The sequence below is a fragment of the Microbacterium lemovicicum genome, from assembly GCF_003991875.1.
Taxonomy (GTDB): domain Bacteria; phylum Actinomycetota; class Actinomycetes; order Actinomycetales; family Microbacteriaceae; genus Microbacterium; species Microbacterium lemovicicum.
Window position 1 is genome coordinate 2818728 of record NZ_CP031423.1, and the last position, 18637, is coordinate 2837364.

Sequence of the window (18637 nt, forward strand, 5' to 3'; positions counted from 1 at the left end):
CCGTCGTCAGTCGGCGCCGTCGTCGCCCGCGCCGCGTCGCGTGATGCGGAGGATCACGCGCTCGCCGGGGCGCCGCTGCAGTCGGCGCACGAAGCGCTCGACGGTCAGGAACGCCCGGAACTGGAAGCCGTACTTCTTACCCAGGGCATCGGTCGCGGACCGTTCCGCCGCGGCGGTGTCGGTGACCACTGCGACCGCCTTCACGAGCGGCGCCCCCGGCTCGACCTTGCCCATCCGGCTGCAGGGCTGCAGCACGACGCGGGCATTGCGCCGCAGGCGCTTGACCTTGCCGGTCGACCGCTCCGTCGTGACCACGAGCGCGGCGCCGTCGGGCGCGATCCACACGGGCGTGCTCACGACCTCCCCGTTCTTGCGGAAGGTGCCGAGCGAGACGAAGCTCTCAGCGCCCAGACGGGTCCAGTCGGCGTCGGAGGCGGGCGAGGCGTCCTCGTAGGCGGTCATCGTGCGGTCCCTTCGGGATCGGATGCCGGACGGGCGCCGGCATTCGTGCGTACACACTATGCGCGGGGGAAGGCGGCGTCGCGGGCTTGCGCGACGGCCCGTGACGATCGACGCTACCGATCCCCGATGCTGCGATCCTCCCGCGCGGGGTGGATCCTCCTCCTCCGATCGGCGGAGGACGGCGGAGAGCGCGGCCGGCCTCGCCGAGTCCGACAGCCTGACCGGTCAGGACGACGGCTGGGCGGTGGTGGCGGATTCCGCAGCCCAGGACGCGAGGAGCCGGAGGCGATCGGCGGAAGGGGACCCGGGTTCGGCCGTGTACACGAGCAGCACCTTGCCTGGCTCTGCGGTGATCGCCAGCTCCTCGTAGACGAGCGTGAGGTCGCCGACGACGGGGTGGTGGAACCGCTTCTGCCCCGACCCGTGCGATCGCACGTTGTGCGCCGCCCACAGCGCACGGAAGGTGTCGCTCCGGGTGGAGAGCTCCCCCACGAGATCCTGAATGCCCTTGTCGTGCGGATCGCGACCGGCCTCCCCGCGGAGCACCGCCACGCACATGTCGGCGAAGAGGTCCCAGTCCGGGTAGAAGTCGCGGGCGATCGGGTCGAGGAACTGGAATCGCGCGAAGTTCGGAACGCGACCGCCGTCGCCGATCAGCGGCGAATAGAACGCCTTGCCGAGGTCGTTGAAAGCGAGCAGATTCTGCCGCTGGTCCCGCACCACCACGACGGCATCGGCCATCGCCGCGAGAGCCCACTCCAGGCTGGGCCGAAGCGGGCCGGTCCTGCTGGTGCGTCGACGACCGCGGCCCGAGGAGGGGATGCCGTCCGCGTTGCGCGCGAGGTCGAGCAGGTGCGCATATTCCGCGTCGGACAGCTGCAGTGCGCTGGACACCGCATCCAGCACCGCGCCCGAGGCTCCGGCGATGGCGCCGCGCTCCAATTTCGCGTAATACTCGACGCTGACGCCTGCCAGAGCGGCGACCTCGCTGCGCCGCAGTCCTGCGACGCGCCGGTTGGGTCCGGCGGAGATGCCGGCCGCGTCCGGTGACAGCCGGGCACGGCGGGTCATGAGGAACTCGCGCACCTCTTGTCGATTGTCCATACCGTCAGGCTAGGTCGCCAGACCAGTCACAGGGATGCCCTGTCAGAGCACCCATTCCTCCGCCGACCGCCGGGCGACGGGTTCCCTGTCAGTACACCCCTCAGCAGGGACTCCCCTGCGGTGACGATGGCGATGAGTCTTGAGGCATGACCGAACAGACCCTTGCAGAGCGACCGGTGTCGCGGCGGGTACTGCCCGCACTCCTCCTTCTGCTGACGGTGTTCGGCCCGATCTCGATGGACCTGTACCTCCCCGCACTCCCCGCACTGACCTCCGAGCTCGGCGCCGTCACCTCGGTGGCCCAGCTGACCGTGACGGCGTGTCTGGTCGGGCTCGCCGCCGGGCAGCTGGTCGCGGGTCCCCTCTCGGACCGATTCGGACGCCGCGGCATCCTCCTCGTGGGAGTGACCGCGTACATGCTGACGTCCGCTCTCTGCGCGGTCAGCCCGTCGGTGGAGATGCTCATCGCCGCCAGGTTCGTCCAGGGACTGGCCGGCGGGGTCGGGATCGTCATCTCCCAGGCCGCAGGGCGGGACGTCTACACCGGCGGCGCCCTGATCCGGTTCTACGGGCGCCTGACGGTGGTGGGCGGTTTCGCCGCGATCATCGGACCGCTGGTCGGCGGCGTGCTGAACACCGTCACCGACTGGCGGGGCCTGTTCGTCTTCCTCGCCGTCATCGGCGCAGGGATCCTGCTCATCTCGCTCGTGCTCTTCCCGGAGACCCTCTCCGCCGACGGGCGCATCAGCGGCGGGTGGGCCCACACCGTCCGCGACTTCCGGACGCTGCTCGCCGACCGGGTGTTCGTGGGCGCGGTGCTGAACCAGGGGTTCCTCTACGCCGCGCTCTTCGCCTACCTGTCCGGCTCGACGTTCGTGCTGCAGGACGTCTACGGACTGTCGCCGCTCGAGTACGCGCTCGCCTTCGGACTCAACTCCGCCGGATTCATGGCGTTCGGCTACCTCGCCGGTCGCGCCGCAGAGCGCTGGAGCGTCGCAGGGACCCTCGCCACCGGCATCCTGATCGCCGGTCTCGGCGCTCTCGGACTGCTCGCATCCGGACTCACCACCACGCCGCTGTGGGTGGTGATCCTGTCCCTGTTCCTCCTCGCGGGAGGCGTCGCGATCTCATCGCCGCCTGCCACGACGCTCGCCCTGGTCGACTATCCGCAGATGGCGGGCACGGCATCGTCTCTGCTCGGAATGGTGCGGTTCGGCTTCGGCGGGGTCGCCGCACCGCTGGTGGGCGTCGCCGGTGCCCTCAGCATCCTCCCCCTCGGCGTGGTCACCACCGTCGCGGTGACCCTCGCAGGCACGGCCTACGTGCTGCTCGCGCGCCGGCCGACCTCCACATCGTCTGCACTGTGCCCGGTCGACACATCGACCGGTCCCCGCATCTGAACGTCATCACCTCCCACCCGCCATCCCGTGAAACGGAGTGCTTCGTGAACATCGAACCCGCCACACCCACCGTCAAGAATCCACCTGAGCAGTTCGCCGGGGACGTGTGGGTGGACATGATCGCCGTGCCCCATGAGCCGCAGCAGCGGATGTCGGTCGCCGTCGTCAGGTTCGCGCCCGGCGCGCGCACGGCATGGCATTCCCACGCCCGAGGGCAGTACCTCCGCGTCACTCAGGGGGTTGCGCGGTTCGGCGGCCGAGACGGCACCATCATCGACGTGCACCCCGGGCAGACGCTGTATACGCCACCCGGAGAGGACCACTGGCACGCCGCCGCGGGAGACACCTTCATGGAACACGTCGCCATGCTCGAGAACGGCGACGACCCCGCCGCCACCACGACATGGAAAGAGCACATCACAGACGCGGAGTTCGCGGGCCGCCCTCACGGAGAAGCACAGTCATGACCGAACAGGGCTGCCGCACCCGGTACGGGCCGGTGACGCATCGTGCACGTCTCACTGTCGCCGTCGGATCGCTCCTGATCCTCGCCGTCACCGCCTGCAGCCCCACTCCGTCCGCTGCCCCTGTCAGCCCCTCCCCCACGTCGACGGGTCCGGTCCCCGCATCGGGGTCGCCGAGCGCCGACAGGATCGAGGAGTCACCGGCGCCGGTCGAGGAATCGGCGGAGATCGTGGGCACGGTGGTGCGATTCACCTCAGACCGGACCACCGTCGACGTCACCGTCGGGGAGGACAGCGCCGGCGTGCGCGACTTCCTCTCCCTTCTGCCCACGCAGCTCACCATCGAGGAGTTCAGCGGAAAGGAGAAGATCTCGTATCTGCCGCGGAAGCTGAACTCCCAGGGCTCCTCCGGCTCCGACCCGGAAGACGGCGATCTCATCTATTTCACTCCGTGGGGCAACCTCGGCTTCTACTACGACGCCAGCGGCATCGGCTACTCCGACGCCACCCTCCACATCGGCACCTACACCGCCGCCGAGGAGCAGCTCGCCCTCCTCGAGGGCGGTCCCGTCACCGTCGAGATCGTCCGCTGACGACCGCCTCCTCTGCGTCCTCCTGACCAGCCGGAGCAGATCCTCGCGGGCGTGACATCCGCAGCACCCAGCATCCATCACCCATCACCCATCACCCATCACCCATCACCCACGAAGGAAGCAGTCAGCCCCATGCGCGCAACCCTCATGTACGCCGCCGGCGACGTCCGCGTCGTCGACGTTCCCGAACCCGCCCTCGAAGAGCCCACCGATGCGATCATCCGCGTCACGCATGCCTGCGTCTGCGGATCCGACCTGCACCCCTACCGTGACCTCGGCGACACCCCTGAAGGCCGTCGCATGGGCCACGAGGCGATCGGGGTGATCGAGCGGATCGGTGCGGATGTCACCACTCTCCGCGTCGGCGACACCGTCATCGTGCCCTTCGCCTGGTCCGACGGCACCTGCGCGTTCTGCCGCGACGGGATCACGACCTCGTGCGTGCACGGCGGATTCTTCGACGGCGCCGCCTCCGCCACCCAGGCCGAGAAGCTCCGCATCCCCTACGCCGACGGCACCGCCGTTGCCATCCCCGCCGGGACCGACCCGGCACTCATGCCGTCCCTGCTCACCCTCTCCGACGTGTACCTCACCGGTTATCACGCCGCCATCCGCGGCGGCGTCGAGGCGGGGAAGTCCGTCGTCGTGATCGGGGACGGTGCGGTGGGCCTCTCCGCTGTGCTGGCCGCCCGGCAGCTCGGTGCCGAGACCGTGATTTTGATGGGCCGGCACACCGCCCGCACCGATGTCGGACGCGAGTTCGGTGCCACGCAGGTGGTCGCGGAACGCGGCGAGGAGGGTGTCGCGAAAGTGCTCGAGCTCACGGGTGGCGAGGGCGCGCACGTCGTCCTCGAGGCGGTCGGCCACATGCCCGCTTACGAGCAGGCCTGTGGAGTCGTTCGCCCGGGAGGGGTGATCTCGCGCGTGGGCGTCCCCCAGTACGAAGAGGCACCTGTCGGCTTCGCGTCACTCTTCGGCAAGAACGCCACTCTCACCGGCGGGCCCGCAACCGTGCGCGCCTACCTCGAAGCTGCCATCCCGCAGGTGCTGGACGGCACCATCGACCCCGGGAGGGTTTTCGACCGGGAGCTGCCCCTCGAGGACATCGCCGAGGCCTACCGGCTGATGGATGCCCGCGAGGCGCTCAAGGTCCTCATCCGCCTCTGAGGCCTCGACCGGCGCGCGGGTGAGCAGCGCGTCCAGTCGTCGTCGGTCTCGAAGACATCGAACACAAAACGCTCCGGCTCTTGCAGAATCTTCGATCGCATAGAGGTAGACGACGGCAACCCCCTCGCAAAACACAGCTGACGGACGCATCGTCGGGGGATGAGCGATCGAGACGACATCCGACAGCCCCTGGACCACCTTCCCCCGGCCGACGAGCGCGACGAATCGGGCGGGCCCGATCAGCCGGAGTACCCCGACACGGGCGGCAGCGGCTCGCCGTCGGCCGTCAGCCCGGACACCGCCGCCGAGCCCGACGAGCCCGCGCGCCACGGCGTGGCGAAGCTCCCGACGACGGACCGGTGAGCCCCTGAGCGGCACGCTGTCCACTGATTACGAAAAGATAACGACGAATGCTTGCCGTCGTTACCTCGCCGTTATAGAGTCATCGCCAGGCAGTTGTTTTGCTGTGGCAGCTGCCGACATGTGATTGCAGGACACTCTTGGTGCAAAGGGACAAGGGCCGGTCGGATTCCTCTCCGACCGGCCTTCCTTTTTGCCCGACATACGCCCTCTCGCACCCGCCGCGCGGCGCTAGCGTGGAGTCATGAGCGCGCCCATCGACCCCACGTCCACCCCCGCCTGGTCGGAGCTGACCGCGCTGCGCGATTCGCTCCGCCCCGACCTGCGCACCTGGTTCGCCGAAGACGCCGGGCGCGTGGAGCGGATGTCGCTGCCCCTCGTCGATCTGCACGTCGACCTGTCGAAGAACCTCGTCACCGACGACGTGCTCGCGGCCCTCGTCCGCCTCGCCGAGCAGACGGGTGTCGCCGAGCGCTTCGCGGAGATGCTGGCCGGCGTGCATCTCAACACGTCCGAGGATCGCGCCGTGCTCCATACCGCGCTCCGCCGCCCCGCGGGCGCCTCCCCCGCGCTCGAGGTCGACGGTCAGCAGATCGACAGTGACGTGCAGGCCGTGCTCGAGAAGCTGTCGACCTTCGCCGACCGGGTGCGCTCGGGCGAGTGGCAGGGCGTCACGGGCAAGAAGGTGACGCACGTCGTCAACATCGGCATCGGCGGCTCTGATCTCGGTCCGGTGATGGTCTACGAGGCGCTCAAGCCCCTCGCCGACGCCGGCATCGAGGCGCGCTTCGTCTCGAACATCGACCCGACCGACATCGCGCAGAAGACGTCGGGACTCGACCCGGAGACCACGCTCTTCATCGTCGCGTCCAAGACCTTCACGACCCTCGAGACCCTCACCAACGCCCGGCTCGCGCGCGACTGGCTGTGGGACGGCTTGACGTCCGCGGGCATCATCGACGGCACGGATGCCGCGAAGACGGATGCCGTCGCGCACCACTTCGTCGCCGTGTCCACCGCGCTCGACAAGGTGGAGGCCTTCGGCATCGACCCGACCAACGCGTTCGGCTTCTGGGACTGGGTGGGCGGACGCTACTCCGTCGATTCGGCCATCGGGCTGTCGCTGGCGATCGTCTTCGGGCCGTCCGCGTTCCGCGAGCTGCTGGCCGGCTTCCACGCCGTCGACGAGCATGTCGCGTCCACCCCCGTCGCGCAGAACGTCCCCTTTCTGATGGGGCTGCTCAACGTCTGGTACAGCAACTTCCTCGGTGCGCAGTCGCACGCCGTCCTCCCCTACGCGCAGCAGCTCAACCGCTTCCCGGCCTACCTCCAGCAGCTCACGATGGAGTCCAACGGCAAGTCCGTGCGCTGGGACGGCACCCCCGTCACGACCGACACGGGCGAGGTCTTCTGGGGCGAGCCCGGCACCAACGGCCAGCACGCGTTCTACCAGCTGATCCACCAGGGCACGCGCCTCATCCCCGCCGACTTCATCGCCTTCGTGAATCCGGCCTATCCGCTGGAGGACGGCGGGCGCGACGTGCACGGCCTGTTCCTCGCGAACTTCCTCGCCCAGACCAAGGCGCTGGCGTTCGGCAAGACCGCGGAGGAGGTCGAGGCCGAGGGCACGACCGGCGCTCTCGTCGCCGCGCGCACCTTCCCCGGCAACCGCCCGACGACGTCGATCTTCGCCGCGTCGCTGACGCCGTCGGTGCTCGGCCAGCTCATCGCCCTCTACGAGCACATCACGTTCACGCAGGGCACGGTCTGGGGCATCAACTCGTTCGATCAGTGGGGTGTGGAGCTGGGCAAGCAGCTGGCCCTGCAGATCGCACCCGCCATCGAGGGCGACGCCGAGGCTCTGGAAGCGCAGGATGCCTCGACCCGCGCACTGCTGGAGTACTACAGCGCCCACCGCTCGTCCTGACCCGCAGGCCGGTGCCGGGTATCCGACGGGGATCCGGCGCGGGCGCGTGCATCCGCAGGCGCCGCCGCCTCAGCGCAGCTCGAGCAGACGCGCCCGCAGCTCCGGCGCGAACGGCTCGGTGAGCTCCAGCACGACCTCCACGGTGGGGCCGGACGGCACGGGGTGCCCGCGGTACATGCCGCGGAAGTCGCAGATCGTCTGACCCCGCCCGGGGCCGTGGGTCGTGTCGACCACCACACGCACCCGCGGCGCCAGCGCGCTGCGGACACCGCCCGCCGCGAGTGCCGCCGCGAGCGGGTCGTGCAGCGCGACATCCGGGGCTCCGAAGATCGGCGTGTAGAACTCCTCGTACAGCGCCAGCATCTCGCCGATCGCCCGTGCGGCGGCACCGGGGGCGGCCGTGAGCGCGGCGCGGTCGCCCGACGTGAAACGGTTCTGCATCGTGACGTCCAGCGGCACCAGCACGACAGGCCAGTCGGCCTCGAGCACGACCTGCGCGGCCTCGGGGTCATGGAAGATGTTCGCCTCAGCGGTCGGCGTGATGTTGCCGGGCACCAGAGCGGCGCCGCCCATCACCCACACGCCGTCGAGGAGACCGGCGATCGCCGGATCGCGCTCGAGGGCCACGGCGAGGTTCGTCAGCGGACCGATCGCCACCACCCGGAGCCGGCCCGCGTGCTCGTGCGCCAGCCGGATCAGCAGATCCGCGGCATCTTCCGAGACCGGCTCGTCGGGGCTGCGATCGAGGACCACGCCGCCGATGCCGTTGTCGCCGTGCACATGCGGGGCCCCGCCGGCGAACGGTCCCGCGAGCGGGTCGGAGGCACCGACCGCGACCGGGATGCCGCGGCCCGTGGTCAGCGCGAGCAGGTCCAGCACGTTGCGCGCGGCCTGCGGGGCGTCGAGGTTGCCGTGCACCGATCCGACGCCCACGACCTCGACGCCGGGGTGCGCCAGCAGGTAGCCGAGCGCCAGCGCATCGTCGATGCCGAGGTCGGTGTCGAGGTAGACGGGAGCAGGGATCGCCGCAGACCTCCGCTCGACGGGCCGCGGCGCAGCATCCGCAACCGACGCATCGCCCCCGAGCGCCGCCTCGATCTCGTCCCGGGAGGGCATGGATGCCGCGGCTCCCTCGCGCGTGACGGCGATGGCCGCTGCGGCGGCCGCCGCCTCCAGCGCCTCCTCGAGCTCGGCGCCCCCGGCGAGCCAGGCGATCAGCGCGCCGACGAAGGTGTCGCCCGCGCCGGTCGTGTCCACCGCGTCGACGCGGCGGGCGCCCACCCGGTGCACGATCTCCCCGCCCCGGGCGACGACCGCACCGCGTTCACCGAGGGTCACGACGGCGAGGCCGGTGCCGTCGCCTTTCGAGGCGCGGCCGCTGAGGGCTCGCGCGGATGCGTCGGCGTCGGGATCGGCGAGCCCCGACAGCATCGCCGCCTCGCCCTCGTTGGGCACGACGATGTCGGCGAGCGGGATCAGTGCGGCGGCCTCCGTCGTCGCGGGCGCGGGAGTCAGCACGGTGCGCACTCCGCTCTCGCGCGCGGTCTCCAGCGCCCGGCGCACGAGGGGCAGCGGGCGCTCGAGCTGCACGAGGAGGAACTGCGCGCGGCCGATGGCCGCGGCATCCGTCTCCGTCAGCTCGTCGTCGCCGTTCGCGCCGGGCACGACGACGATCGAGTTCTCGCCGTCGTCGGTCACGCTGATGGCGGCGATGCCGGTCGTGGCGCGGTCGATGGGCTCCGCGACCACCCGGACGGCCGAGGCATCGATGCCGGCCTCGTCGAGCACGCGGGTCAGGCGCGCGCCGAAGTCGTCGGGGCCCACGCAGCCGATGAAGGCGACCTCCGCGCCGGCCCGCGCGGCGGCGACGGCCTGGTTGAGGCCCTTGCCGCCGGGGCCGGTCGCGAACGAGCTGCCCGACATCGTCTCGCCGGGGTGCGCGGGCCGCGGCTGGCGCACCACGAGGTCCATGTTGGCGCTGCCGAGGACGACGATTCCGCTCATCCGTCGACCGTATCGCGGCGATCACCGCGCGTTGGGCGAGCGCCGCGCGTCGACACGCATCCCACCCCGATTCGTCTCGGTCGCCGCGCTCCCCCGCTCGACGACCGACCATCGCCCGTTACGCTCAGGTCCCGAAGACGAGCTCCTCGAGCGTCGTGATGACGCCGTGGTCGACGTTCGACGGGGCACGGTGGCGCGCACGGGCGACGACGTCCGGATGCGCGTCCGCCATCGCGAACGACCAGTCCGCGGCATCCAGCATCTCGAGGTCGTTGAGGAAGTCGCCGAACGCCGCGGTCTGCGAGCGGTCGATGCCGAGGTCCTCCTGGAGGCGGCGGAGGGCGACGCCCTTGTCGACGCCGCGGTTCATGATGTCGACCCAATGCGTGCCCGACACCACCACCTGGTGCGTGCGGGCGAGGTCGGCGAGCGCCGGGCCCACGCTGTGCTCGGCGATGTCGAAGTCGTACACCGCGAGCTTCAGCACCTCGTCGTCGACCGCGAGCAGGTCGTCGACGACCTCGAGCGCGGCGTAGTACGTGTCGGCCTCCGTCTGGAACGCGGCGTCCGTCCGCTCGATGTAGGCCGAACGACGTCCGCACACGACCACGCCGAGGTCGTACCCGTCGGCCGCGAGCTCCCGCAGCGTCGTGACCGCCGTGCGGACCGTCTCCGCGTCGAGGGCGTCGAGGGCGATGACGCGGGATCCGTCGACGACGTGCGTGCCGTTCTCGGCGATGAACGTCATGCCGGCGGCGGCGTCGCCGAAAGAGCGCTGGAGGGTGGCGAGCTGCCGACCCGACGCGGGCACGAAGGTCACCCCGCGCGCGGCGAGGCGCGGCAGCAGGGGCCAGAGCGTGTCGGGGATGCGGCCGTCGCCGTCGAGGAGGGTGCCGTCCATGTCGACGGCGACGAGGCGGATGTCGGGGCTCACTCCTCCATCCTCCCCGACCCGACCGGCGCCCGCGGACGCCTGCCCCGGCTAGACCTCGCCGTCGCGGGGGTCGCGCACCGTCCACCCGACGCGCTCGAGCGCGGACCGCAGCGTCGAAGCCGCTGCGCGGGCGACCTCGGGCGAGGCGTCCGAGCACACGTCCACGGCCAGCGGCGGCGGGTCGCCGAAGCGCGGGATCTGCACCTCGGCCCAGGCGTTCGGGGCCACGCCGACGCGGGGCCATGCGGTGCCCGCGTTGTCGATGTGCCCGTCCGAGACGAACGCGATCACCTCGAGCGCGTCGAGCTTCGCGATCGGCAGGTCGACGACCAGGGTGACCACGAACGGACCGCTCGCGGTGTCGCGGTAGTGGGCCATGACCCCAGTTTCCCAGCCCCGGGGAGGGGTGGAGCCGCCCGGCGCGAATCGGTCTCAATACCGCTCGTAGAGCAGCCCCGCGATCTTGTTCTCGTCGTCGAAGACCGAGAACAGGTCGTCGATCTTCGGCAGCTTGAGGTTGTTGACGTAGAGCGCGAACGCGAGCTTTCGACCCGACTTCGCGTCGATGTAGCCGATGAGCGTCTCGGCGATGACCGTGAGGTCGCCCGTGGTCAGGTCGCCGCCGGCGACGGTCCCCGTCTTCGCGTACACGTGGCCTGCCGCACCCGTGCCCGTGTTGTCGGTCGCGATGCTGCCGTCCACGCCGAGGATGGGCAGCGCGTTCTTCAGCGTGTCGAAGTCGTCGCGCGTGCTGATGGCCCGCAGCAGCTCCAGCGCGGCATCCGGAGTCGTCAGATCGGCCGGCTCACCGCCTCGGCCGTCGGCGAACGAGACGCCCGTGCCGTCCACCCCGATCTTCTCGAGGTGCTCCGCCACCGCCGCGAGTCCTGCCCCGCACCGGGTCGACCCCTCGGCGATCGCCAGCAGGCACATGTCGTTGTCGGCGCCGCGGTTGTGACTCACCTTCCAGATGACCTTCGCGTACTCGCGGAAGGGCGCCGACTCATGGGCGGCGACGCGGGCGGCGCCGGCATAGGTCGTGTCCGCGGGCAGGCGGTCCGAGGGATTGGATGCCGCGGGGTCGGCCGCGACGGTGACACCGCGCTCGCGCAGCGCCTCGATGAGCGCGGTGCGGGCGAACGACGACGGGTCCTCGATCTCGGCGACCTGGACGATCGGCACGCCGCCCGCCGGGATGGACCCGGACACCGTGACGGCGCCGCCCTGCTCGCTGATCGCGATCTGCGGAGCGGAGTCGGCGGCGCCCGTCGTCACCGTCGAGGTCACCTGCAGAGTGGAGACCTTCGGACGCCAGTCGAACTCCGCCGCGGCGCCGTCGGCGCCGGCCGTCAGGGTGATGTCGATGACGTTCTCGTTGATGTACATCGGATCCAGACGGATGCCGGACAGCTCCTGACCGGCCGGGAACAGACGGTCGTCGATGATGACCTCGCCGGAGACGGAGGTGACGCCGGAGGCCACGATCTGGTCGGCCAGATCATCGATCCCCGCCAGTGGATCCTCGGGGACGAGCCCTGCCAGCCCGGGGAAGGAATTGGCCTCCATGTGGTCGAAGTCCGTGAACGACAGCTCGTCGGCGCCCGCGCGCCGGGCGCCGAAGAACACGTCGCCCTGGGCCACGAGCACGAGGTCGCCGCTGACCGCACCCCCGGAGACGGGAGCCGTCGCGTAGACGGGGGTGACGAAGCGGTGGTCGCCGCCGAGCGTCTCGTACGTCGGCGTGACGGTGAACACCTTCGTCGTCGATCCGGGCGGGAAGAACTCGTCCGACCCGAGGTCGACGAGCCGCTCGCCCGTCTCGAGGTCCTCGACCGCGAGCCCCCACCGGGCGTGCGGATAGCTCGCGCCGTCCATGATCGCCCGGATGTCGTCGGGGACCGCGGGGCCGGCGCTCTGCGTCGGCTCCGCCGGTGCGGCGAAGGTGCAGCCGGCGAGGGCCAGACTCGCGACGAGCAGGACGGCGGTGACGAGGGGGCGACGTGCGGGAACGGGCATGCGAGGGTCCGATCGGCTGCGGGGTGCGCTCAGTGTAATGACGCGCGCACCGTCGGATCCAGCATCCGTCTCAGTCGGCCAGCAGCTGCTCCCTCACCAGCCGCCGCTGGATCTTGCCGATCTGCGAACGCGGCAGGTCGCCGAGCTGGACGATGCGCTTGGGCACCTTGTAAGCGGTGATGTGGGAGCGGCAGAAGTCGCGCAGGGCGCCCGCGTCGAACACGGCACCGTCGGTGAGCACGACCGCGGCGACGACGTCCTCTCCGCCCGAGTCGCGCGGCAGTCCGATGACGGCCGCCTCCGCGACGTCGGGGTGCAGCAGGAGCGCCTGCTCGACCTCGCTGGGGCTCACGTTGAAGCCGCCGGTGATGATGAGCTCCTTGACCCGGTCGACGACCGTGACGAAGCCGTCGGCGGAGACCGTGACGATGTCGCCGGTGCGCAGCCACCCGTCGGCCAGCAGCACCGCCGCCGTCTCGTCGGGGCGCCGCCAGTAGCCGCCGAAGACCTGCGGTCCGCGGATCAGCAGCTCACCCGGCTCGCCGAGGGCGCGGTCGGAGGACGGATCCTCGGGGTCGACGACGCGGATGTCCGTGCTCGGGAACGGCACGCCGACCGTGCCGGGCCGTCGCGTCGGGCCGATCGGGTTGCCGAGCGCGACCGGCGAGGTCTCGGTCATGCCGTAGCCCTCGACAAGGAGTCCGCCCGTGGCCTCCTCCCACCGGGTGACCGTGGGCACCGGCAGGCTCATGGCGCCCGAGATGGCGAAGCGGATGCTGGTGAGATCGACGCCCCTGCGCGACGTCGCCCGTGCCAGGGCGTCGTAGATCGGCGGCACACCCGGCAGGAACGTCGGTGGAGAGGACTTCGCGGCGGCCACGACGAGGTCGACGTCGAACTTCGGGAACAGCACGATGCGAGCGCCGATGGAGATCGCGAAGGTCAGGCAGAGCGTGAGGCCGTACGCGTGGAACATGGGCAGCACCGCATAGAAGGTCTCCTCCCCCTCGCGCAGTCCCGGCACCCAGGCGCGTCCCTGCGCCGCGTTGGAGCGGAGGTTGCGGTGGGTGAGGATCGCGGCCTTCGGCGTGCCTGTCGTGCCGCTGGTCAGCTGAAGCAGAGCGGTGTCGTCGAGGGACGGGATGGGATGTCTGCGCGACAGCCTGCGCGTCTTGATGAGCTGGGACCACGTCAGCACACCCTTCGCGGTCGGGTCGGCGGTCATCGCGTCGCGGGAGGCACGAGCGGCGGGCACAGGGAGCCGCAGCGCGACGCGCTTGCCCCAGGGAAGGGCATCCGTCATGCGCACCGACACGATGGCGGACGGTGCGATGTCGCTCGGGAACTCCGCCACGGTGTCGGCGACCTTGTCCCAGACGATGGCCACGACGGCCTCGTGCACCTCGAACTGGTGACGCAGCTCGCGCGCCGTGTAGAGCGGGTTGTGCTCGACGACGATGGCGCCGATACGCAGGGCGGCGTAGAAGGCGACGACGTGCTGCGGGCAGTTCGGCAGCACCAGGGCGACCCTGTCCCCCGCCTCGACGCCCAGCTTGCGCAGGGCGTTGGCCGCTCGGGAGACCTGCTCCCCCAGCTCGGCGTACGTCGTCTCAGCCCCGAAGAACTCGCACGCGACCTGACTGCTGTACCGCTGCACCGATGCGTCGAGCAGGTCCACCAGCGTCTCGGTGACGGGGTCGATCTCCTCCGGCACCCCGTCGGCATAGGCGCTCAGCCACGGGCGGTGCCGCAGCGGCGACTCGTCTGGGGTGGGGTTCGCGCTCATGACGCCTCCTTCGGGGTGTTCCGCCAGCGTACGGCGAGACGTCGGCCCGAGCCTGGGCGCGAGCCCCGTGGCGGGGGCCCGAGCGTCTGAGCGCGCGGGCCCGCGCGGTTCAGCCCGCGGGCTGCACGTCGACGACCCAGGTGACGCCGAAGCGGTCGCTGAGCATGCCGAAGCCCGCGCTCCAGGCGGAGGCCGCCAGCGGCTCGATGATGAGCGCCCCGTCGGACAGGTGGTCCCACAAGACCGAGACCTCGTCGAGCGTCGGCCCCTGCAGCGACTGGAAGAACGTGCGGTCGGTGAGGGTCATGCCGTATTCCCGACGCGTGCGGCCGGCGGTGGCCGCGGCATCCGTGTCATCGGTTCCGGGGATGTCGTACGCCATCAGCCGGAACCCGCCGTCGGCCTGCAGGCGCGAGAAGACGACCTTGTCCGCCCCGGGCGCCTCAGCGGGCATCCCCATCTGGGCGTAGGTCATGAGCTGGAGGTCGCCGCCGAAGACGGAGCGGTAGAACTCCATCGCCGATCGCGCGGTGCCGCGGAAGTTGAGGTGTGTGGTGGTGGTGATGCTCATGGGATGTCCTTCGGTCAGAGGTGCGGCTGATCGCCGTGTCTGCACTCTCTCGCCCGAAGCGGACAGGTTGAGTCCTCTTCTTCCCCGAGAATGTCATGATGCCTACGACGTCCTCGCGCATGCTCGCGCTCCTGTCGCTTCTGCAGACGCGGCGCGACTGGCCAGGACCGGTGCTCGCGGAGCGATTGAACGTGACGCCGCGGACGGTCCGCCGCGACGTCGACCGCCTGCGGGAGCTCGGCTACGAGATCGCGTCGAGCAAGGGGCCCGACGGCGGCTACCGCCTGTCCGCCGGCTCCGACCTGCCGCCGTTGCTGTTCGACGACGCGCAGGCGGTCGCGATCGCGATCGCCCTGCAGTCGGTGCCCTCCTCAGGGGTCGAGCTGGACGATGCGGCCGCGCGGGCGCTCCTCACGGTGCGACAGGTGATGCCTGCACGGCTGCGGCACCGCATCGACGGCATCCGCTTCTCCGGCACGGCGGCGCAGATCCACGTCGATCCGGCGGTGGTGGAGGTCGTGAGCGCGGCTGTCCACGACCGTCGCACACTGCGCTTCGACTACGGCGACGAGAGCGACCGCCCCACGCGACGCGCCGAGCCGCACGGGATCGTCGCACGCGCCGGCCGCTGGTACCTCGTGGCGTGGGACCTCGACCGCGACGACTGGCGCACCTTCCGTCTCGACCGGCTCCGACTGAAGGCGGGCGGCGCGCCCTTCACGGCACGGCCGATCCCGACGGGCGCCGCCGGCACGTTCGTGGAGGCGAGGGCGAAGGGATCGACGGATGCCGCCACCTGGCCGGTGCACGGGGAGTTCGCCTTCCCGCTGCCACCCGCTGCCGTCGCACCGTGGATCGGCGACGGCGACCTCGAGGAGCTGCCCGACGGCGGCTGCCGCGTGCGCATCGGCTCGTGGTCGTGCGCCGGACTGCTGTCCTGGGTGCTGCGCTTCGACGTCGCTTTCACCGTCATCGGGCCGCCGGAACTGCGGGCAGCTGCGGGGGTGGTCGCGGCGCGGCTGGCTGCGGCTCGGACAGCTCTTACGCCGGTGTCGCCGACGCCCGACGTCTGACCGGAGAGGGTCAGGCCCGACCGGAAGGTGTCAGTCCTTGCCCTCGCCCAGGTCGGCGTCGGTGTACTGGCCGGGGTGAACGTTGTCCTTGTGCGTGTCGCGGCCCGACGCCGTCTCGGTGTCGGTGTACTCGCCCTCGCTCGTGGTCTCGCGCACCGTCTCGTCGTGGGCTGACGTGTCGTGGGACTTGTCGTGGTGTGTCATGGCCGCCTCCTCGGGGTCGTGAGCACGACGCTACGCCGGGGAGGGCCGCCGCGTACAGACTTGACAGCGGGATGTCGGATCAGCTCCTGATCTCCTGCAGATGCCCGAGCTCGACTCCGGCCTTCGATCAGTGGATCGGCGAGACTGAAGCATGCCCTCCCACCGCGCCCTCCAGAACGCACTCGCCGACACGATCGAAGCGCACTACGTGTTCCCCGAGGTCGCCGCCGCAGTCGCGGCGGAGGTGAGGTCGTGGGACGCGGCGGGTGATGAGCCGCCGTTCGAGGAGTGGACCCGACGCCTGCGGCTGTTCGACCGGCACTTCCGGGTCGTCCGCGAGGCGCCGACCCCTGTCGCCCGTGAGGTGCAGGCCGGTGACACGGGCGCGTTCCTGCGCACCCACCCCCGGGGGCAGATCGGCGTGCTGGTCATCTCGGAGTTCGTGGATCCTGATGAGCGGGGGCGCGCGGAGGAGCTCGCGGAAGCGCTCCGGTGGCTCGCGGACTTCGATGCCGCGATCGTGGATGTCCGCGGCAACCACGGGGGCTGGCCGACGATGGTCGCCGCCGTCGCGGGGCCCCTTCTCGGGCAGCCGCCCGTCCACGTGGTCGACTTCACGACCAGAACGGGCGTCGAAACTTCCTACACGACACCAGCCGACGACGACTCTGCTCTGACCTGGATGCCGCTGGCGGTCCTCATCGACGGAGGGACAGCCTCCGCCGCGGAGAGTTTCGCCTATCTCCTCTCGACGACGCGCCGAGCAGTCATCGTCGGAGAGAGGTCGGCGGGTGCGGCGAATCCCGGAACCTTCTTCGACACCGGCGCGGGCTTCGCCGTCTTCGTGTCGACCGGCGCACCCCTCGACCCCCGCACCTCGACGAACTGGGAGGCTGTCGGCGTCGCCCCCGACCACGACGTGCCGTCCTCGGACGCGGAAGACGCCGCGGTGGAGGTGCTCACGGAGCAGCTGACCCACCGTCCCGCGCCCTGACGCGGCACGGTCGCATCAGCGCCGGATCTCCTGCAACGACCAGGCGTTGCCGTCGAGGTCGGTGAAGAAGGCGAAGCGCGAGCCCTGCATGCCCTCGGGGCCGAGCTGCTGCACCTCCGAGATCGGCACACCGCGGCCGGCGAGCTCCTCACGCGCTGCGTCGATGTCGCCGACCACCAGCTGAAGGCCCTTCGTCGAGCCGGGCTCACCGAGCGGCATCCCCTCGCCGATCACCACCGAGCAGGCCGACCCGACCGGCGTCATCTGCACCACCCGCATCCCGGGAACGTGCGAGACGTCGTGGTCGAGGTGGAACCCGACCTGATCGACGTAGAAGCGCACCGCGTCGTCGACGTCCGAGACGGGGATCGCGATCACCTCGAGCGAGTAGTCCATGCCGACCTCCGATCGCGGTCGCTGAGGCGCGACCCGACCCGAGCCTACGGTCGGTCGAGCGCGGCCGACAGAGGTCCGGCACGCCCGCGCCGTACCCGGCAGGGCTGATCCGGGAGGGGGCTAGCCGCCCGGCCCCGTGGAGGTCGAGCATGGATTCCGTCGCATCCGCGACGGAGAGAGGTTCCCATGATCGACCTGACCCTGAACAACGGCGTCACCCTTCCCACGATCGGGCTCGGCGTCTTCCAGAGCCCGCCCGAGGAGACGGCCGCCGCGGTGGACACCGCGCTGCGCGTCGGCTACCGCCACATCGACACCGCGGCGGCCTACAACAACGAGCGCGAGGTGGGCGAGGGCCTCCGGCGGTCGGGCGTCGACCGCGCCGACGTCTTCCTCGAGACCAAGGTGTGGGTGTCCGACTACGGCCACGACGAGGCGCTGCACGCCTTCGAGAAAGCGGTCGGGAAGCTCGGCGTCGAGACGCTCGATCTGCTGATCCTGCATCAGCCCGCGCCGAGCCGGTTCGCCCGCACGGTGGCCGCGTATCAGGCGCTCGAGGAGCTCCTGGCCGACGGGCGGGTGCGGGCGATCGGAGTGAGCAACTTCATGCCCCCTCACCTGGAGCGGCTGATGGCGGAGGTCGAGGTGGTCCCGGCCGTCAACCAGGTCGAGCTCCACCCCTACTTCGCGCAGCCCGACGTGCAGTCCGAGGACGCGCGGCGCGGCATCCTGACCCAGGCGTGGTCGCCGATCGGCGGCATCACCTTCTACCCGGGACCCTGGGGCGACGAGCGCCGCAACGTGATGCAGGACGAGACCATCGGCGACATCGCCCGCGTCCACGGGAGGAGTCCCGCCCAGGTCATGCTGCGGTGGGGCATCCAGCAGGGCCGCTCCGTCATCCCGAAGTCCACGAACCCCGAGCGCATCCGCGAGAACTTCGACGTCTTCGACTTCGAGCTCGGCGCCGACGAGATGGCGCGCATCACGGCGCTCGACACCGGGGTGCGCAGCGGACCCGACCCCGACGTCGCCCGCGAAGAGCTCTTCGACCGGGTCATCCCCGAGGCCTGATAACCGACTGCCAGGTTCGGACGGAGAAAAGTCTTCCCTTCCGTTACCTGGTCGTTATACAGTTCAGGAGCGGAAGTTGTTTGCTGTGGCAGCTCCCGTCATGTGATT

Annotated in this window: 19 protein-coding genes; 9 read left to right on the top strand and 10 right to left on the bottom strand. The window is 70.7% G+C overall.

What is annotated here, in order from left to right:
• Positions 1 to 6: 6 nt before the first annotated feature.
• The gene (locus CVS47_RS13220; RefSeq protein WP_127096497.1) at positions 7 to 462 is read right to left on the bottom strand and encodes a PPOX class F420-dependent oxidoreductase; all 456 of its coding nucleotides are present in this window, start codon (positions 460 to 462) and stop codon (positions 7 to 9) included.
• A 225-nt stretch (positions 463 to 687) separates the two neighbouring features.
• The gene (locus CVS47_RS13225; RefSeq protein WP_127096498.1) at positions 688 to 1566 is read right to left on the bottom strand and encodes a helix-turn-helix domain-containing protein; all 879 of its coding nucleotides are present in this window, start codon (positions 1564 to 1566) and stop codon (positions 688 to 690) included.
• 146 nt (positions 1567 to 1712) lie between these two features.
• On the opposite strand from CVS47_RS13225, the gene CVS47_RS13230 reads away from it, so the two are divergent.
• The 6 genes from CVS47_RS13230 (at position 1713) to pgi (ending at position 7477) form a co-directional block, all read left to right on the top strand.
• Complete coding sequence (locus CVS47_RS13230) at positions 1713 to 2966, top strand: multidrug effflux MFS transporter (RefSeq protein ID WP_127096499.1); 1254 nt, start codon at positions 1713 to 1715, stop codon at positions 2964 to 2966.
• A gap of 44 nt (positions 2967 to 3010) precedes the next feature.
• Positions 3011 to 3433, top strand: coding sequence for a cupin domain-containing protein (locus tag CVS47_RS13235; protein ID WP_127096500.1), 423 nt, complete (start codon positions 3011 to 3013; stop codon positions 3431 to 3433).
• Complete coding sequence (locus CVS47_RS13240; RefSeq protein ID WP_164734657.1) at positions 3430 to 4023, top strand: cyclophilin-like fold protein; 594 nt, start codon at positions 3430 to 3432, stop codon at positions 4021 to 4023. The genes CVS47_RS13235 and CVS47_RS13240 overlap by 4 nt, the downstream gene beginning before the upstream one ends.
• A 132-nt stretch (positions 4024 to 4155) precedes the next feature.
• Entirely contained in the window at positions 4156 to 5190 is a 1035-nt protein-coding gene (locus tag CVS47_RS13245) for a zinc-binding dehydrogenase (protein ID WP_127096501.1), read from the top strand.
• 159 nt (positions 5191 to 5349) lie between these two features.
• Positions 5350 to 5553 carry a hypothetical protein gene (locus tag CVS47_RS13250; RefSeq protein WP_127096502.1) on the top strand — a complete coding sequence of 68 codons (204 nt, stop codon included), beginning with the start codon at positions 5350 to 5352 and terminating at the stop codon, positions 5551 to 5553.
• Positions 5554 to 5794: 241 nt separating this feature from the next.
• A complete protein-coding gene (pgi, locus tag CVS47_RS13255) occupies positions 5795 to 7477 on the top strand; it encodes a glucose-6-phosphate isomerase (protein ID WP_127096503.1) in 1683 nt (560 codons plus the stop codon).
• Between the two features lie 69 nt (positions 7478 to 7546).
• Here the strand turns inward: pgi and CVS47_RS16950 are convergent, their stop codons facing one another.
• The 6 genes from CVS47_RS16950 to CVS47_RS13285 all read right to left on the bottom strand — a co-directional run bounded on the left by CVS47_RS16950 (position 7547) and on the right by CVS47_RS13285 (position 14788).
• The gene (locus CVS47_RS16950; protein WP_241240155.1) at positions 7547 to 9481 is read right to left on the bottom strand and encodes a PfkB family carbohydrate kinase; all 1935 of its coding nucleotides are present in this window, start codon (positions 9479 to 9481) and stop codon (positions 7547 to 7549) included.
• A gap of 124 nt (positions 9482 to 9605) precedes the next feature.
• Complete coding sequence (locus CVS47_RS13265) at positions 9606 to 10415, bottom strand: Cof-type HAD-IIB family hydrolase (RefSeq protein WP_241240156.1); 810 nt, start codon at positions 10413 to 10415, stop codon at positions 9606 to 9608.
• Between the two features lie 48 nt (positions 10416 to 10463).
• Complete coding sequence (locus tag CVS47_RS13270; RefSeq protein ID WP_127096504.1) at positions 10464 to 10793, bottom strand: hypothetical protein; 330 nt, start codon at positions 10791 to 10793, stop codon at positions 10464 to 10466.
• A 54-nt stretch (positions 10794 to 10847) separates the two neighbouring features.
• Entirely contained in the window at positions 10848 to 12431 is a 1584-nt protein-coding gene (gene dacB, locus CVS47_RS13275; protein ID WP_127096505.1) for a D-alanyl-D-alanine carboxypeptidase/D-alanyl-D-alanine endopeptidase, read from the bottom strand.
• Positions 12432 to 12501: 70 nt separating this feature from the next.
• A complete protein-coding gene (locus CVS47_RS13280; protein ID WP_127096506.1) occupies positions 12502 to 14217 on the bottom strand; it encodes a long-chain-fatty-acid--CoA ligase in 1716 nt (571 codons plus the stop codon).
• Positions 14218 to 14326: 109 nt separating this feature from the next.
• Entirely contained in the window at positions 14327 to 14788 is a 462-nt protein-coding gene (locus tag CVS47_RS13285; RefSeq protein ID WP_127096507.1) for a VOC family protein, read from the bottom strand.
• Positions 14789 to 14886: 98 nt separating this feature from the next.
• Between CVS47_RS13285 and CVS47_RS13290 the strand changes: the two genes are divergently transcribed.
• Positions 14887 to 15861, top strand: a complete 975-nt coding sequence (locus CVS47_RS13290) for a helix-turn-helix transcriptional regulator (RefSeq protein ID WP_127096508.1) — start codon at positions 14887 to 14889, stop codon at positions 15859 to 15861.
• A gap of 30 nt (positions 15862 to 15891) precedes the next feature.
• On the opposite strand, the gene CVS47_RS16800 is transcribed toward CVS47_RS13290, so the two are convergent.
• Positions 15892 to 16065, bottom strand: a complete 174-nt coding sequence (locus CVS47_RS16800; protein ID WP_164734658.1) for a hypothetical protein — start codon at positions 16063 to 16065, stop codon at positions 15892 to 15894.
• 151 nt (positions 16066 to 16216) lie between these two features.
• On the opposite strand from CVS47_RS16800, the gene CVS47_RS13295 reads away from it, so the two are divergent.
• The gene (locus CVS47_RS13295) at positions 16217 to 17059 is read left to right on the top strand and encodes a S41 family peptidase (protein ID WP_127096509.1); all 843 of its coding nucleotides are present in this window, start codon (positions 16217 to 16219) and stop codon (positions 17057 to 17059) included.
• Between the two features lie 15 nt (positions 17060 to 17074).
• On the opposite strand, the gene CVS47_RS13300 is transcribed toward CVS47_RS13295, so the two are convergent.
• Positions 17075 to 17455 (bottom strand): VOC family protein, encoded by a 381-nt coding sequence (locus CVS47_RS13300; protein ID WP_127096510.1) that lies wholly within the window; start codon positions 17453 to 17455, stop codon positions 17075 to 17077.
• A 186-nt stretch (positions 17456 to 17641) separates the two neighbouring features.
• On the opposite strand from CVS47_RS13300, the gene CVS47_RS13305 reads away from it, so the two are divergent.
• On the top strand, positions 17642 to 18529 hold the full coding sequence (locus tag CVS47_RS13305; RefSeq protein ID WP_127096511.1) for an aldo/keto reductase: 888 nt from the start codon (positions 17642 to 17644) through the stop codon (positions 18527 to 18529).
• Positions 18530 to 18637: the final 108 nt, after the last annotated feature.